Source organism: Pseudomonas sp. VS40 (assembly GCF_018587885.1).
In the GTDB taxonomy this organism is placed as follows: Bacteria; Pseudomonadota; Gammaproteobacteria; order Pseudomonadales; family Pseudomonadaceae; genus Aquipseudomonas; species Aquipseudomonas pergaminensis.
On sequence record NZ_JAGYWD010000001.1, the window covers coordinates 735070 to 749509 of the forward strand.

The 14440-nt window shown below is 62.4% G+C and carries 17 protein-coding genes; 13 read left to right on the plus strand and 4 right to left on the minus strand.

Annotation, left to right across the window (positions count from 1 at the left end; translation table 11 throughout):
- The first annotated feature begins 202 nt into the window (after nucleotides 1–202).
- The 11 genes from KHP07_RS03300 (at nucleotide 203) to KHP07_RS03350 (ending at nucleotide 9540) form a co-directional block, all read left to right on the plus strand.
- Nucleotides 203–388, plus strand: a complete 186-nt coding sequence (locus KHP07_RS03300) for a hypothetical protein (RefSeq protein ID WP_214496597.1) — start codon at nucleotides 203–205, stop codon at nucleotides 386–388.
- A gap of 30 nt (nucleotides 389–418) precedes the next feature.
- Nucleotides 419–1042 (plus strand): DUF1120 domain-containing protein, encoded by a 624-nt coding sequence (locus tag KHP07_RS03305; protein ID WP_214496598.1) that lies wholly within the window; start codon nucleotides 419–421, stop codon nucleotides 1040–1042.
- A gap of 38 nt (nucleotides 1043–1080) precedes the next feature.
- On the plus strand, nucleotides 1081–1704 hold the full coding sequence (locus KHP07_RS03310) for a DUF1120 domain-containing protein (RefSeq protein ID WP_078047011.1): 624 nt from the start codon (nucleotides 1081–1083) through the stop codon (nucleotides 1702–1704).
- A 139-nt stretch (nucleotides 1705–1843) separates the two neighbouring features.
- Nucleotides 1844–2467 carry a DUF1120 domain-containing protein gene (locus tag KHP07_RS03315; protein ID WP_100491447.1) on the plus strand — a complete coding sequence of 208 codons (624 nt, stop codon included), beginning with the start codon at nucleotides 1844–1846 and terminating at the stop codon, nucleotides 2465–2467.
- Between the two features lie 83 nt (nucleotides 2468–2550).
- Nucleotides 2551–3177 (plus strand): DUF1120 domain-containing protein, encoded by a 627-nt coding sequence (locus KHP07_RS03320; RefSeq protein WP_078047009.1) that lies wholly within the window; start codon nucleotides 2551–2553, stop codon nucleotides 3175–3177.
- Nucleotides 3178–3224: 47 nt separating this feature from the next.
- Nucleotides 3225–3926: a fimbria/pilus chaperone family protein gene (locus KHP07_RS03325; protein WP_078047008.1), complete on the plus strand. Its 702-nt coding sequence runs from the start codon at nucleotides 3225–3227 to the stop codon at nucleotides 3924–3926.
- 54 nt (nucleotides 3927–3980) lie between these two features.
- The gene (locus KHP07_RS03330) at nucleotides 3981–6437 is read left to right on the plus strand and encodes a fimbria/pilus outer membrane usher protein (RefSeq protein WP_214496599.1); all 2457 of its coding nucleotides are present in this window, start codon (nucleotides 3981–3983) and stop codon (nucleotides 6435–6437) included.
- Nucleotides 6438–6448: 11 nt separating this feature from the next.
- A complete protein-coding gene (locus tag KHP07_RS03335; protein ID WP_099494098.1) occupies nucleotides 6449–7576 on the plus strand; it encodes a DUF1120 domain-containing protein in 1128 nt (375 codons plus the stop codon).
- A gap of 10 nt (nucleotides 7577–7586) precedes the next feature.
- A complete protein-coding gene (locus tag KHP07_RS03340) occupies nucleotides 7587–8207 on the plus strand; it encodes a DUF1120 domain-containing protein (RefSeq protein ID WP_100491450.1) in 621 nt (206 codons plus the stop codon).
- Between the two features lie 10 nt (nucleotides 8208–8217).
- Nucleotides 8218–8868 (plus strand): DUF1120 domain-containing protein, encoded by a 651-nt coding sequence (locus KHP07_RS03345; protein ID WP_214496600.1) that lies wholly within the window; start codon nucleotides 8218–8220, stop codon nucleotides 8866–8868.
- Between the two features lie 48 nt (nucleotides 8869–8916).
- A complete protein-coding gene (locus KHP07_RS03350) occupies nucleotides 8917–9540 on the plus strand; it encodes a DUF1120 domain-containing protein (protein WP_214496601.1) in 624 nt (207 codons plus the stop codon).
- Between the two features lie 95 nt (nucleotides 9541–9635).
- On the opposite strand, the gene KHP07_RS03355 is transcribed toward KHP07_RS03350, so the two are convergent.
- Nucleotides 9636–10901: a CynX/NimT family MFS transporter gene (locus tag KHP07_RS03355; protein WP_214496602.1), complete on the minus strand. Its 1266-nt coding sequence runs from the start codon at nucleotides 10899–10901 to the stop codon at nucleotides 9636–9638.
- Nucleotides 10891–11550: a FadR/GntR family transcriptional regulator gene (locus tag KHP07_RS03360; RefSeq protein WP_214496603.1), complete on the minus strand. Its 660-nt coding sequence runs from the start codon at nucleotides 11548–11550 to the stop codon at nucleotides 10891–10893. Before KHP07_RS03360 ends, KHP07_RS03355 begins: the two co-directional genes overlap by 11 nt.
- A 158-nt stretch (nucleotides 11551–11708) precedes the next feature.
- Between KHP07_RS03360 and KHP07_RS03365 the strand changes: the two genes are divergently transcribed.
- On the plus strand, nucleotides 11709–12020 hold the full coding sequence (locus tag KHP07_RS03365; RefSeq protein ID WP_099494093.1) for a type II toxin-antitoxin system MqsR family toxin: 312 nt from the start codon (nucleotides 11709–11711) through the stop codon (nucleotides 12018–12020).
- The gene (locus KHP07_RS03370) at nucleotides 12017–12508 is read left to right on the plus strand and encodes a type II toxin-antitoxin system MqsA family antitoxin (RefSeq protein ID WP_099494092.1); all 492 of its coding nucleotides are present in this window, start codon (nucleotides 12017–12019) and stop codon (nucleotides 12506–12508) included. Before KHP07_RS03365 ends, KHP07_RS03370 begins: the two co-directional genes overlap by 4 nt.
- 52 nt (nucleotides 12509–12560) lie before the next feature.
- Here the strand turns inward: KHP07_RS03370 and KHP07_RS03375 are convergent, their stop codons facing one another.
- Both KHP07_RS03375 and KHP07_RS03380 read right to left on the minus strand, forming a co-directional pair.
- Nucleotides 12561–13325, minus strand: a complete 765-nt coding sequence (locus tag KHP07_RS03375; protein ID WP_003171943.1) for an amino acid ABC transporter ATP-binding protein — start codon at nucleotides 13323–13325, stop codon at nucleotides 12561–12563.
- Nucleotides 13326–13336: 11 nt separating this feature from the next.
- Entirely contained in the window at nucleotides 13337–14434 is a 1098-nt protein-coding gene (locus tag KHP07_RS03380; RefSeq protein WP_078047000.1) for an amino acid ABC transporter permease, read from the minus strand.
- Nucleotides 14435–14440 lie beyond the last annotated feature (6 nt).

Genomic DNA, 14440 nt, shown 5'->3' on the forward strand with positions numbered 1-14440 from the left:
TTTTTCCTACAAGCGGCCCGCCACTTTCCCCACGCCTCCTCCCTCTCAAGCAACCCAGCCTCCCGCCTTTCGTATTTGTTGTATTCCTCCTTTCCCAGGGCTAGCGATACATTCCTCCCCACTTCAAAACGACCCAAATAGAGGTCTTTTGCCACTGCCGGCAAATCGTGCCCTAGCACGCCTTTATTCCAGGAACATTGATATGGACGCCTCACTCACCGCCGCCCAGACAGCCTTGCTGATCGTCGGTGGCTCATCTGACGCACTGGCCGCCAGTAGCGTCGACTTGACCGTCAAGGGGCTGATAACACCCAACGCCTGCAACCTGACCCTGACCGAGGAGCAGCCGATCGACGGCTCATCCCCCCTGGAATTGCGCTACCTGTAACCCACCAGCCTCTCACAAGGATTTGTGCCCATGAATAGCCCCACCCCCGCTGTTTTTGCCCTGCTGATGGCGGCTTGCACGCCGGCGGTCTTCGCCGCCAGCACTACCGACGTGAGCGTCACCGGGATCATCACCCCGAGCTCCTGCACGCCGACGCTTTCGGAAGGTGGTGTGGTGGATCACGGCAAATTGACGGTCAAGGACCTGGATCGCGACCAACCGACCCGCCTGCCCGTCGGTGAGATGAACCTGGCCGTGCATTGCGAAGGCGCGACGTTCTTCACCCTGAGTACCGTCGACAACCGCTCGGGAAGCTCGGCGATCAACCCGGTGTTCCACGGGCTGGGCAAGGTCAACGAAGACCAGGACCTGGGCAGTGTGGCTTTCGGGGTGTTCGAGCCGATCGCCGACAGCATGCCGGTGACCGCCATCATGTCCCGCGATGGGGGCGGCAGTTGGGGGCCTTCTTCGTACCTGGGGCACGCCGCGTTGACCTCATTCGCCGCGCCCGGCGACACCAGCACGCCCATTGCCATGCAGGACCTGAGCGCGCGCTTGCGCGCCTTCACCATCGTGGTTCCGGCCAGCGACCTGACGCTGCTCGATGAGGTGCCCATCGACGGGCACGCCACCTTGCAACTCAAGTATTGGTAAGCCGGCTTTTTCACTTTTCTTCCCACAGGAGTCCCACCATGAACCTCTCCATCAAGCCCCTCGTTGTCACCCTGCTGCTGGTAGGTGCCACCCAGGCGATCGCCGCCTCCAGCGTCGACCTCGCGGTCAAGGGCCTGATCACACCGAGTTCCTGCACACCGACCCTGTCCAATGGTGGCGCGGTGGATTACGGCAAGATCTCGGCCAAGGATCTCAACGCGGACCGCAAGACGTTCCTGCCCATGCAAACCCTGCAACTGACCGTCACCTGCGACGCAGCGACCCTGATGGCCATAGAGGGCAAGGACAACCGCGCAGGCTCAGATTACGAAAACGACCAGATGGAGTACGGACTGGGGCTGATCAACGGCACTGAAAAGCTCGGCGGCATGACACTGGGGCTGCGCAACCCGGTGGCGGACGGCGTGGCGGCCAGAACCATCATTTCCTATGACAGCGGTAACACTTGGGCTCCCGATTACATGTTCATGGACGACACCCTTCTTTCGGTGGCCGACGCGAGCACCGTGGCACCAATGCCGGTCCAAATGTTCAACGCCGACCTGCAGATCAACCCGTTCATTGCCCCGACGAACCAACTGACCCTGACCAACGAAGCCGCCATCGACGGCTCCGTGACCCTAACGGTCAAGTATTTGTAAGCCGACAGCTCGCCGCTGTTGCGCGCATCGCGGCCATTGCCGTTGCCCATGAACACCCGATCACGCCGCCTGGGGCACACCACTTTGCAACTCAAGTCTGGGTAAGCGCGCTTTCACCTTTTTCTACAGGAGTTCCGACATGCACCTCCCCATCAAGCCCCTCGTTGCCAGCCTGCTGCTGGCAGGTGCTACCCAGGCAATCGCCGCCTCCAGCGTCGACCTCGCGGTCAAGGGCCTGATCACACCAAGTTCCTGCACCCCGACCCTGTCCAACGGTGGCGCAGTGGACTACGGCAAGCTCTCGGCCAAGGACCTCAACGTCGATAACTCGACCGCCCTGCCCGTTCAAACCCTGCAACTGACCGTCACTTGCGAGGCAGCCACCTTGATCGCCATGGAAAGCAAGGACAACCGCGAAGGCTCGAGCTACATCGACGGCGTGCAGTACTACGGCCTGGGGCTGATCAACGGCAGCGAGAAACTCGGCCTCATGGAGATGAGGCTAGCGCCCCCTGTCGCCGATGGCATCGCAGTCAGATTCATTGCGTCCTACGACGGCGGTACCGCCTGGCACCCCGACCGCCAGCTAGCGCGCGACAGCATCACTTCGGTAGCCGACATGAACAGTATCACGCCGAAACCTGTTCAGTTGCTCAGCGCAGATTTGCAGATCTCCCCAACCATTGCCCCGACAAACCAACTGACCCTGGATAACGAAGCCAGCATCGACGGCTCCGTGACCCTGACGGTCAGGTACCTGTAAGCCAGTCGCGCACGACGGCCCCCGCCATTGCGCGCAACGCTGTCATCCCCGTTGCCCCTTAACCACGGTCACAAGACACAGCCATGAACACCTTTTCACGCCGCCTGGTGACACTCGCTTTCTGCCTGACTGCCGCGCCTGCCTTTGGCGCATCCTCTGTCGATCTCACGGTCCGGGGCCTGATCACACCCAGCGCCTGCACACCGCTGCTTTCGGCCGACGGCATCGTAGATCATGGCCGGATCCCGGCGCGCAGTCTCAATCAGCATGAGTTCAGCGCCCTGCCCACCCAGACTCTGGACCTGAGTGTGAGCTGCAACGAGTCGGTGCTGTTCGTGCTGGTGGGTCTGGACAACCGCGCCAGCTCCTCCCTGGGCCCCGGGTTTTATTACGGCCTGGGGAACAACATCCATGAGCCTAGCGAGCGCTTGGGCACCGTGTCCCTGGGGTTCCGTGACGTGGTGGTAGATGGCGAACCCGCGCTGGTACTGGCGTCCAGCAACCAGGGCCAGACCTGGTTCCCGGAGTCCAATGCCTACCCGGACACCTACATGGGCTTCGCCAAGCCGGGCACGCTGATACCCGAAGCCCACCGCCTGCTGACCGCCACCTTGCAGGTGAATACATCGATCAACGCGTCAGCATTCCTGACCCTCAAACAAGAGGTGCCGCTGGACGGTTCCATCGTGCTCGACCTGAGGTACCTGTAGCCATGTCACCTCTTCCCAACCCTCACTTTTCCCAACCGGTGAACCCCATGATTTCCCCGAACCGCGCCCGACGCCTGGGCGCCTGTCTTGTTCTGCTGTTCTGCGGCCCACTGCTGGCCGACGGCATGGTGCCGGACACCTCCGTGGTGATCGTCAACGAAGACGACGGTGAAGCCTCAGTGTCGGTGACCAACACCGACGACAAGCTGGCCCTGCTGCACGTCACCCTGGAAGACATTCCCGAAGACCCGGAACCGCTGCTGTTTGTCACGCCGCCCCTGGCTCGGGTCGAACCGTCCAAGAGCCAACTGATCCGCTTCATCCTGCAATCGCCCAAGCCGCTGGAAACCCAGCGCCTCAAGCGGGTGATTTTCGAAGGCATGCCCCAGGGCCGTTCGACCACCGAGGCCGGGCATGCCCGCGTCGGCGTGACCGTGCGCCAGAACCTGCCGGTGATTGTGCATCCCAAGGGCCTGGCACCGAACCGCACGCCCTGGACCGGCTTGAGCTGGAGCCTGGACCAGACTCAGTTGACGGTGCACAACCCGACGCCGTACGTGGTGCGTCTGGCCCAGGAACTGCGGCTGTTGCCAGGCACGGGCTCGGCGCTGTTGCCGCGCACTTATGTACTGCCGGGGGAAACCCTGAGCGTAACGGCCAGTGCAGCCGGGGCCACCCGCGTGCAACTGCAACCGGCCACCGTCTACGGCTTTGCCGTGGCGCCTTACGAAGCACCGATCACGCTTTAGCGCCCCTGCGTACCGCCCCGCAAGAGGGCGGCCGACACCCTTTGAGTACGACCTGTGAACACACTAATAACTGATCGTGGCGGCGAAGCCCTGCCCGACGTTTCATCCCGCCGTTCCCGCGCACTCCTGGCCGGCCTGGCACTGAGCTGCGCACTGCCGGCGGGCGAGATTCTCGCCGATGAGCTGCTGCTGGCCGGCTCCTTCGACCCCCAGACCCTGTCCCAGCGCGGCATCGATCCGGAACTGGCAAACATGCTGTTGCAGGCGCCACGCTTCGGGGCCGGCCGGCATGCAGTCAACCTGATCGTCAACGGTCAGCGGCGCGGTCGCGTGGATGTGCTGTTCGACGGTCAGGGCACGCTGTGCTTCAACCGTGCCTTGCTCGACGCCGGCAACCTGGTGGTGCCTGGCGACACGGGTGATACGGATTGCACCGGGTTTCTCGACGCCCACCCGCGCACCGTGATCGAGCAGGACCCGGCTAACCTGAGCCTGTCGCTGGTGGTGTCAACCGAGGCCCTGCGCCCGGTGGAACAGGACATTTCCGGCTACCAGACCGGTGGCTTTGCCGGCCTGCTCAACTACGATTTGACCGGCCTCTACAACGAATACGGTGACGACACGTCGCGCTTCGGCTCGGCCAATACCGAAGTGGGTTTCAACGCCGGTGACTGGATCGTGCGCAGCCGCCAGGTACAGACCTGGCAAGACAGCCAATCACGCAGCACCCACCTGGATGCCTATGCCCAACGCACCTTCGCTGCCCAGCAGGCGGTGCTGCAGGCCGGGCAGATCAGCCTCTACAACCCGGTACTGGCAGGCACGCAGATCACCGGCGCGCAGGTGCTGACCGAAACCGCCTTGCAGGAGCAGAACCAGGGCGCAACCATCGATGGCATTGCCAACAGCCCGGCCCAGGTCGAGATCCGCCAGAACGGCACGCTGATCCATTCCACCGTGGTGCCGGCCGGGCCGTTTTCGTTGCGCGATGTGCGTCGCTTGAACAATCGCTCGGACGTGGAAGTCACGGTCAAGGAAAGCACCGGCGAGGAGCGGCGCTTTACGGTGCCGGCGGCGATGCTTGGCCTCGGGTTACCGGCCCCGGGCTATTCGGTGGCGGCGGGACGCGTGCGCAAGATCGGCGACAGCGACGGCGCCGAACCCTGGGTGGTCAGCGCCGGCTGGAACGGCGCGGTACACCCCCAAGCCAGCCTGGGCGCCGGGCTGTTGGTAGCGGATGCCTATCGCTCGGCGGGCTTGAGCCTGGGCTGGTTGCCCTGGCAGGACAGCCAGTTTCAATTCTCCGCGCAGGCAGCCCAAGCCAGTCGCACCGATACCGAACAGGGCGTACAGACTGACCTGTCATGGTCCCAGCGCTTGAGCGAGCGCTGGGCTGTCAGCACCGCCCTGTCGTGGCGTTCCCTGGGCTACCGCGACCTGGATGAATCGACCTATTCCACCTACACCCATGAACAGCAACGCTCGCGCTACCGCGACCAGCAAAGCGCCACGGTGTCCTGGTCGCACCCGTCATTAGGTGCGTTCAGCGCCGGCTTCTCGCGCTCGGCCTCCTATGCGGGTTTCAGCAGCAGCCGCGCGCTGGCGTCATGGGGCACCAGTTTCGGCAACGTCTCGGTGTCCGCGAGTGCCGAATGGCAGGTCGGTGGCCGGCAGCAGAGCGATGACAGCCTGTACCTCACCGTCAGCGTGCCCCTGGGCGAGAGCCGTCGCGGCCGCGCCTGGGCGCGCAACACCGGCGGAGAACACCGCCTGGGCGTCGGCCTCAGCGAGCAACTCAACGACCAGTTGAGTTACCGCGTGGGCGTGGAGCGCGACAGCCGTGACCGCGAGGTGGAGTCGTCCCTCGGTATGTCCGCCTTGCCATATTACAGCCAGCTCGACTTCAACTACACCCGCTCCGACCGCGAACGCTCCAGCTACCAAGGCGGCGCGCGCGGCGGCGTGGTGGTGCATGGCGACGGCGTGACGTTCTCGCCCTACCCGGTGCGCGATACCTTCGCGGTGATGTCCGTGGGCGAAATGGCCGGCGTCAAGGTCAACACCCCCAGCGGCCCGGTATGGACCGACTGGCAAGGCCAGGCGGTGGTGCCGCAGGTCAGCGCCTATGGCCGCAGCCCGGTGGAAGTGCAAACCCGTTCGCTGCCGCGCAATGCCGATATCAGCAATGGGCTGGCGGTGATTTCCGCTGGGCGCGGGGCCGTCGACAGCGTGCAGTTTGGCGTGCATCTGACGCGTCGCGCCCTGCTGAACGTGACCACCGACGACGGCCGGCCCCTGCCCCGCGGCGCGGCGGTGAGCACCGCCGATGGCGAGTTCATCACTCTGGTGCAGGAAGGCAGCCAAGTGTTCCTGCCCGACGTGCTCGACACGCGCTCCCTGTGGGTCAAGGCCCCAGGCCAGGCGCGCTGCCGACTCGACTTTGCACTGCCGAAAAACAGTGACCCGGATGTGTATTTCGAGACCGCACCAGCCCGGTGCCGCCAACCATGAGGACTCTGACCATGGACCTGAAACCGGTCTTGTACGTCTTGGGCGTGTTGATCAGCCCCCACGCCCTGGCCGTCGAAGAATGCCAGCTCAATCTCAGCCAGACGCAGTTGGACTTCGGCTTGATGAACCGCGCCGTGGCCTTGGTGCCCGCGCCCGAGCGATTGTTGGGGGAGCGGCAGCTGAGCCTCACGCTGAACTGCCCGCAGCCCACCGACATGAGTGTGTTTTATCGCGGGCTGGGCGCGGGGCCTGGGCGGTTTCGCTTCACCGAACGCGGCAGTTACGCCTTGCAAGTGCGCGAAGCGGTGCTGGACGGCCAGGCAGTCGAGCTCGGTCTGATCGCAGGCCCTGGGCAAGCACCGTCCGCAGTCGGTGCTCCATTGGAATGGCAGCCTGACCACGGCGTGGTGCCGATGCGCGGTGGCGTCGCGGTAACCGGGCGCAACCTGTCGCTGCAATTGGACGCCAGTGCCTGGGCCAGTGAAAACGCTGCCCGGGTGCGCGACGCGGTCACCTGGGACACCGCTGGACTGTTCGATGCCCTCGGCGCCGGCCGCTCGCGGGAATTGCGCTGGCAGGCACGTTTTGCACCGGCGGCGTGTACGCCCACCCTGTCCAACGGCGGCCACGTGGAGCTGGGCAAATTGTCGGTCGGCGATCTGTCCGTCGACAAGGACACCGCTCTGGCGCCACGTGCGTTATCGCTCAGCGTGACTTGCGATGCACCCACCGCATTTGCCATGCGCATGCAGGACAACCGTCAGGGCTCGGCCACCGGTACCGGCGATGAAACCAGTTATGGCCTGGGCCTGGACGCCAGCCGACAGAAAATCGGGCGCTACCGGCTGCTGTTCAACCCCGCGCACATCACCGCCGACAGCTTTGCCCAGGTCTTCAGCACCGACTCCACCACCGGCAGCCTGCCGTGGAGCAACGCCGGCGCACGCATCACGGCAATAGGCGCCAATCGTTACCTGGGTTTCAGCAGCACATCCGGCAGTACCGGCGGGCCCAGCGCCATTCAAAACCTCAATGCCACGCTGAGCCTGGAGGCGACTGTCGCCCCCCTGGGCTCCCTGGACCTGGGCAACGAGGTACGCCTCGACGGCTCGGGCACTCTCGAAATTCACTACTTGTAGGAACTCAAGCATGAAAGCAATACAGATTCCACTGGCCGCCTGCGTAGGGCTGGCCTGCGCGTTACAGGCCCAGGCCGCCTCGACCGTCGACCTGAGCGTCAGCGGCGTGATCACTCCCAGTGCCTGCACACCCAGCTTGTCCAATGGCGGTGTGTATGACCTGGGCAAGCTTGCAGCCAAGGACCTGAACAGCGATCAACCCACACGGCTGCCCGCCTCCAGCCTGCACTTTGCAATCAACTGTGAAGCCATGACCTTGCTGGCCCTGGAACCCAAGGATAACCGCCTCGGTTCCAGCTACAGCGAATACTCCAGCACGTTCGGCCTGGGACTGGCTGGCAACAACGCCAAAATCGGTTTCCTGCAAATCACCCTCGAGTCGGTAGTGGCCGACGACGTTGACATGAATCCTATTGGCTCGACGGGGCCCGATACCTGGGCCCCATCAGCCGTGTTGTCGCACCACTTCCTGACTGCGTTCACCCCTGATCAGACACATGTCCCCGCAGCGATACAACATCTGACGGGCGACCTACAGTTCATTCCCTACCTCGCCCCCACCAACACCCTGCCGCTTACCGAAGAAGTGCACTTCGAAGCCTCAGCGACCCTGAGCATCAAGTACCTATAGGAGCTGAATCATGAAGACGTTATTGATTCTCGTGGCCGCCTTCGCCTGGCTTGCCAGTGCCGCCGCCACCCACGCTGCGTCCACTGTCGAACTCACTGTCGGCGGCTTGATCACCCCCATGGCCTGCACTCCGGTGTTCTCCGGCGGCGGGGTGGTCGATTTCGGCAAGATTTCCCAGCAAGACCTCAACCAATCCACCGGCACGCGGCTGCCACTCAAATCCCTGACCTTGACCGTCAGTTGCAACGCCCCGGGCCGCTACGCCCTGCGCATGCGCGATAACCGCGACGGCACCGCCCACGTCGACAGCGAAATTTTCTATGGGTTGGGCCTGGATAGCAGCGGCAACAAGATCGGTGTGTATTCGGTGAAATTCGACCCAAAACAGACCGTCGCCGACAGCGTCACGCAACTCTACGGCACCGAATCCACCACCGGCGGCGTGGCGTGGCGCACCGCCAATAGCAACCCGATCGATATCGGTTCGCGCAGCCTGCTGGGATTCACTGAGACCGAGGGCAGCACCGCCGGCCCTTCACCGATCCAGGTGCTGAGCAGCACGCTGACCCTGGAAGCGGTGATCAACGCCAAGCAGAACCTGGACCTGAGTCACGACGTGCGGATGGACGGCTCAGCCACCCTGGAAGTTGTTTACCTGTAATCCCCCCTTGACCCCTAGTTCCACCCATCACTGAAGGAAGACCTTTAAATGAAAGCATTTTTCCCTACTTGCACGGCCACCCTGTTGCTGGCTGCCGCCTCCATTGTGCAGGCGGCCAGCAGCACCGACCTCACGGTCAAGGGCACGATCACGCCTAGCGCTTGCAGCCCCGCGTTGTCCAACGGCGGATCGTTGGACTTTGGCAAGATTTCCTCCAGTGACCTACGCAAGGACCGGCCCACCTACCTGCCGCGACAAACGCTGCAAATGACGGTGACGTGCGAAGGCGCGACGATGATGGCCCTGGAGGCCAAAGACAACCGCGAAGGCACCGAGTCCTCCAATGACTATTACAACTTTGGACTTGGCCTGATCAATGGCACAGAGAGACTGGGCTACCTGACCATAAGTCCGATGAATCGCGTCGCTGACGGGGTCGGCGTCAGCGGTATTGTTTCATGGGACGGTGGGACGACCTGGGAGCGGGAGCCCATGATAGTGGATAACGGCCTTTACTCCGTCGCCCCCTTGGGCTCATTGACTCCGATACCGGTAACGCTGCTGACCACCGACCTGTCTGTCTCGGGGGTAATCGCTCCGACGCAAAACCTGACCTTGGACAACGAGGTGAACATGGACGGCTCCGTGACCATCACAGTCAGATACTTGTAAGACGAAAAGGCGTGGCGGCACTGGCGTTCCAACCAAGCCCAGCGTCTGTACACCGACCTTGAGCGGCAACGATCAAGGCGGTGTGCCTGTAGCCGTTACACCCGCTCGCTGCTGACCGCCACATAGCGCGCACGGCCGGCGCCCAGGCCGGCAACGATGGCGCCCACGCCGATCACCGCGAAGATCCAGCCCACTGCCGTCCAGCCGCCGGTCCAGTCATGCACCAGGCCGACTGCGAACGGCCCCATGGACGCCAGCGTGTACCCGATGCCCTGGGCCATGCTCGACAGGTTGGCGGCGACATGGGCGTCCCGCGAGCGCAGTACGATCAAGGTCAGCGCCAGGCTGAACGTGCCGCCCTGGCCCAGCCCCAGCAAAATCGCCCAGCCCCACAGCCCGTCGAGCGGCGCATACAGGCAGCCGAACAAGCCGCCGAGGGTCAGCAGCATCACCACCACGATTGCCAGGCGCTGGTCCTTGCCACGGGTGGCCAGCCACGGTGCGGCGAGGGAACTCAGCAATTGCACAATGATCGAGCCCGACAATGCCAAGCCGGCTTCGGTGGCCGTCAGGCCACGGCCGATCAGGATCGACGGCAGCCAGCCGAACACGATGTACGCCAACGACGATTGCAGGCCCATGTACAAGGTCACCTGCCAGGCCAGAGGGTCGCGCAGCAACCCCTTCACGCGGTAGGCGATCCGATGGGCGCCGTGTTTGTGCCCGACTTGCGGCAACCAGAACAACGCCGCGACCAGCGCCGGCACAATCCAGAATCCCAAGCCAATGCGCCAACGGTCGCCGAAGTAATGACTGAGTGGCACCGTCGAGCCCGCCGCCAACGCCGCGCCCAGGCACAGCGCCATGGTGTAGACGCCGGTCATCGCGCCCGCCTGTTTGGCAAAGTCGCGCTTGACGATGCCCGGCAGCAACACACCAATGATGCCGATACTTGCCCCGGCGATCAGGCTGCCGGCGAACAGGCCAAGCTCACCGAATGAGCTGCGCAGGATGATCCCTGCGGCCAACGTCAGCAGAATCCCCAGCACCACGCGCTCGGCACCGAAACGTCGAGCCAGGATCGGCGCCGTGGGCGCGAACAGCCCCAGGCACAGGACCGGCAAAGTGGTCAGTAAACCGGCCTTGGCCGCCGACAGCCCAAGGCTTTGCGAGACCTCAGCCAGCAGCGGCGACATGCTCGACAGTGCCGGGCGCAGGTTCAGCGCCACCAGGATCAGGCCCAGCAGCAACAGCCACGGGCGGCTTACCACGGGGTGGGCGTGCTGTACTTCCTCGTCATCGGCTTCGGCGTCGATCAGCAGCTCTTCAAGTTCGGTCGTGCGTTTGGCTTCAAGGTTCATTGATCAACTGCCGGCAGAGGGATTTGGCGCGTTCCGGGTCTTGGTTTTCGACCGCGTCGAGCAAGGCGATATGCAGGTCGAACACGGCCTGGCGGCGCGGTGAGATATTCAGGGTCTGGCGCAACTGCGCGCCGACGATGGCGGAGAAATATTGGTACAGCTCGCTCAAGGCAGGGTTGTGCGCAGCGTCGACCAAGTGTTTGTGAAACACCAGGTCGGCGCTGATATAGGCCTCCAAATCACCGTGGTACAACTCGGCGCTGGCGTCCAGTGCGCTGCGCAACAGCTTCAGATCTTGCGCGGTACGCCGCTGTGCAGCCAGGCCGATGGCCTCCACTTCCAGGATCTGCCGCGTCTCTTGCGCCTGCTCGAGCGTGCAGTGCGACAGCGCCCGCATCGCACCCAATGGGTCGGTCATCGAGCGCAGGTAACTGCCGTCACCCTGTCGGACTTCGATCAACCCGGAGAATGCCAACACCCGCATGGCCTCGCGCACGGTATTACGGCTGATACCCAGCTCGGCGGACAGCTCGGGCTCGGTGGGCAAGCGCTCACCAATGGCCCATCGGCCTTCAGTGATGCGCAGGCGTAACTGCTCCAGGGCCTGGTCGACCAGGGAGCGTTTGATCAGTGGGGCGATGTCTGTCATGAGTTTTGCGCTTTCGTCCAATCATAGGATGAATTTTCCTACAGCGTATGCGGACTTGCCTACAAAGGCAACGCACTAGGGTTCTTAGGCAAGCAAAGGAGCAGTATTTTCGATTGGTAAAATTACCCTCTGAGGGTAATTATGGACTCAGGTGTCTTATGGACAAGTACACACCTCATTACGATTTGGCGGTGATAAAGGCGGATGTGAGGCGGCTTGGCAGGCGAGCGTTTACCCGCACAGCAGAAGCATGCGGCGACGCTCTTGGCTTTAGCATCGAGGATATGCAGGAGGTCATCTATGAGTTGCAAAACTGGATGTTGTACAAGTCGATGACTACCTATAGAGACCATCGGGTATGGCAAGACGTGTATCACACACACTCAAAAGGCAGGGAGATTTACATCAAGGTCACTTACTCCCCCGACGGTGCCCCCCCGGTGATCTCCTTTAAGGAGAAGAACATATGAAGACAAAAGACTGCTACATCTGCGGCGCCCCCAATGGATTGTCATACTACGAGGGGCGCAGCGAGACCATCAGGATCAAAAACCTGGAGCGCCGGGTCGACAATCTTTCAGGCTGGGAATGTACAGTCTGCGGCGACGGCTTCTGGGACCCGGACAACGACAGCGCCGACCGCTTCGGTGAGGCCAAAGATGCACTGGCACTTGCCGCCCGAAAAATGATCGGCACCGAAATGAAACGTACCCGTCGCAAACTGCACCTTACCCAAAAGGAAGCAGTGGAATTACTGTCCGGTGGCGGTCACAACGCATTCTCTCGGTATGAGCGCGGCGAGCTTCTCGCCCCCAAACCCTTGGTGCTGCTGATGCGGTTATTGGATCGTCACCCGCATTTGCTTGCGGACGCAAAAGCGTTGGCAGACGGTGCGGATATGCGTGGCGCCTTCACCTACACCGTGAACAACGACGCTGAAGCACTCAAAGCGTCCTAGCCCCAAAAAAACAAACCCGGCACAGGGCCGGGTTTGTTTGTTCAACCATCGATCAATGCAAAATCTGGCTCAAGAACAACTTGGTCCGATCGTTCTGCGGGTTGTCGAAGAAGTCATTCGGCGCTGCCTGTTCCACGATTTCGCCCTTGTCCATGAAGATCACGCGGTTGGCCACGGTACGGGCAAAGCCCATTTCGTGGGTCACGCACAACATGGTCATGCCGTCTTCGGCCAAGCCGATCATGGTGTCCAGCACCTCTTTCACCATTTCCGGGTCGAGTGCCGAGGTCGGCTCATCGAACAGCATGATCTTCGGCTTCATGCACAGCGCACGGGCAATCGCCACACGCTGTTGCTGGCCGCCGGACAGTTGCCCCGGAAACTTGTGGGCCTGCTCCGGGATGCGCACGCGCTCCAGGTAGTGCATGGCGATTTCCTCGGCCTTGCGCTTGGGCATCTTGCGCACCCACATCGGCGCCAGCGTGCAGTTCTGCAGGATGGTCAGGTGCGGGAACAGGTTGAAGTGCTGGAACACCATGCCGACTTCACGGCGGATCGCTTCGATCTGCTTGAGGTCGTTGGTCAGTTCCACGCCATCGACCACGATGCGGCCTTGCTGGTGTTCTTCCAGGCGGTTGAGGCAGCGGATGGTGGTGGACTTGCCCGACCCCGACGGGCCGCACAGCACGATACGCTCGCCCTGCTTGACGTTGAGGTTGATGTCTTTCAACACGTGGAACTGGCCGTACCACTTGTTGACGCCCTGCATCTGGATAATGCCTTCAGGGCTCACAGGCTGTTTGATCGCTTCGCTCATAACAACAACTCCTAACGCTTGTGGCCTGTGTCGAGCTTGTGTTCCAAATGAATGGAATAGCGCGACATACCAAAACAGAAAATCCAGAACACCAGGGCCGCGAACACGTAGCCTTCGGTGGCCATGCCCAACCATTTGGGGTCGGCGGCGGCTTGCTTGACGCTGTTGAGCAGGTCGAACAGGCCGATGATGATCACCAGGCTGGTGTCCTTGAACAGCGCAATGAACGTGTTGACGATGCCAGGGATCACCAGCTTCAGGGCTTGCGGCAGAATCACCAGGCCCATGCTGCGCCAGTAACCCAGGCCCATCGCCGCAGCGGCTTCGTACTGACCTTTTGGAATCGCCTGCAGGCCACCGCGCACCACCTCGGCCACGTAGGCCGACTGGAACAGGATCACGCCAATCAATGCACGCAGCAATTTGTCGATGCCCATGCCCTCAGGCAGGAACAACGGCAGCATCACCGAGGACATGAACAGCACGGTGATCAATGGCACGCCACGCCAGAATTCGATGAAGGTCACGCAGACCACTCGAATCGCCGGCATATTCGAACGCCGCCCCAACGCCAGCATGATGCCCAGTGGCAACGCGCCGGCGATGCCGACAGTGGCGATCACCAAGGTCAGCATCAAGCCGCCCCATTGGCTGGTCGCCACGTTGGTCAGGCCGAAGATCCCGCCGTGCAGCAGGAAGTAGGCAATGATCGGGTACAGCACCAGAAAGCTCAGGCCGTAGACCGCCTTGCGCTGGAAGCGCGAGATGAACAACGGCGCCACGCCGACAATGGCCAGCCACACGGTGAGGTCTACGCGCCAGCGCAGGTCGCCGGGGTAGTAGCCGTACATGAACTGCCCGAAGCGCTGTTGGATAAACACCCAGCAGGCGCCTTCCTTAGTGCAATCGGCGCGCGTGGTGCCGACCCAGTTGGCGTCCAGGATTGCCCAATGCAGGATTGGTGGCACCACCAGGTAGATCAGGTAAAACGCCAACAGGGTCAGCAGGGTGTTGAGCCAGCTGGAAAACAGGTTGGCGCGCATCCATGCCATCGGCCCGAACACTTTGTTCGGCGGTGGCATATCAGGTTTGAACGTATGCGTACTCATGCGTGT

What these genes read in the sequence shown, in the direction of transcription:
- KHP07_RS03380 (WP_078047000.1), bottom strand. Translation starts at nt 14,434, where the DNA reads ATGAGTACGCATACGTTCAAACCTGATATGCCACCGCCGAACAAAGTG.
- KHP07_RS03310 (WP_078047011.1), top strand. Translation starts at nt 1,081, where the DNA reads ATGAACCTCTCCATCAAGCCCCTCGTTGTCACCCTGCTGCTGGTAGGT.
- KHP07_RS03350 (WP_214496601.1), top strand. Translation starts at nt 8,917, where the DNA reads ATGAAAGCATTTTTCCCTACTTGCACGGCCACCCTGTTGCTGGCTGCC.
- KHP07_RS03315 (WP_100491447.1), top strand. Translation starts at nt 1,844, where the DNA reads ATGCACCTCCCCATCAAGCCCCTCGTTGCCAGCCTGCTGCTGGCAGGT.
- KHP07_RS03340 (WP_100491450.1), top strand. Translation starts at nt 7,587, where the DNA reads ATGAAAGCAATACAGATTCCACTGGCCGCCTGCGTAGGGCTGGCCTGC.
- KHP07_RS03320 (WP_078047009.1), top strand. Translation starts at nt 2,551, where the DNA reads ATGAACACCTTTTCACGCCGCCTGGTGACACTCGCTTTCTGCCTGACT.
- KHP07_RS03335 (WP_099494098.1), top strand. Translation starts at nt 6,449, where the DNA reads ATGGACCTGAAACCGGTCTTGTACGTCTTGGGCGTGTTGATCAGCCCC.
- KHP07_RS03345 (WP_214496600.1), top strand. Translation starts at nt 8,218, where the DNA reads ATGAAGACGTTATTGATTCTCGTGGCCGCCTTCGCCTGGCTTGCCAGT.
- KHP07_RS03325 (WP_078047008.1), top strand. Translation starts at nt 3,225, where the DNA reads ATGATTTCCCCGAACCGCGCCCGACGCCTGGGCGCCTGTCTTGTTCTG.
- KHP07_RS03375 (WP_003171943.1), bottom strand. Translation starts at nt 13,325, where the DNA reads ATGAGCGAAGCGATCAAACAGCCTGTGAGCCCTGAAGGCATTATCCAG.
- KHP07_RS03370 (WP_099494092.1), top strand. Translation starts at nt 12,017, where the DNA reads ATGAAGACAAAAGACTGCTACATCTGCGGCGCCCCCAATGGATTGTCA.
- KHP07_RS03360 (WP_214496603.1), bottom strand. Translation starts at nt 11,550, where the DNA reads ATGACAGACATCGCCCCACTGATCAAACGCTCCCTGGTCGACCAGGCC.
- KHP07_RS03355 (WP_214496602.1), bottom strand. Translation starts at nt 10,901, where the DNA reads ATGAACCTTGAAGCCAAACGCACGACCGAACTTGAAGAGCTGCTGATC.
- KHP07_RS03300 (WP_214496597.1), top strand. Translation starts at nt 203, where the DNA reads ATGGACGCCTCACTCACCGCCGCCCAGACAGCCTTGCTGATCGTCGGT.
- KHP07_RS03305 (WP_214496598.1), top strand. Translation starts at nt 419, where the DNA reads ATGAATAGCCCCACCCCCGCTGTTTTTGCCCTGCTGATGGCGGCTTGC.
- KHP07_RS03365 (WP_099494093.1), top strand. Translation starts at nt 11,709, where the DNA reads ATGGACAAGTACACACCTCATTACGATTTGGCGGTGATAAAGGCGGAT.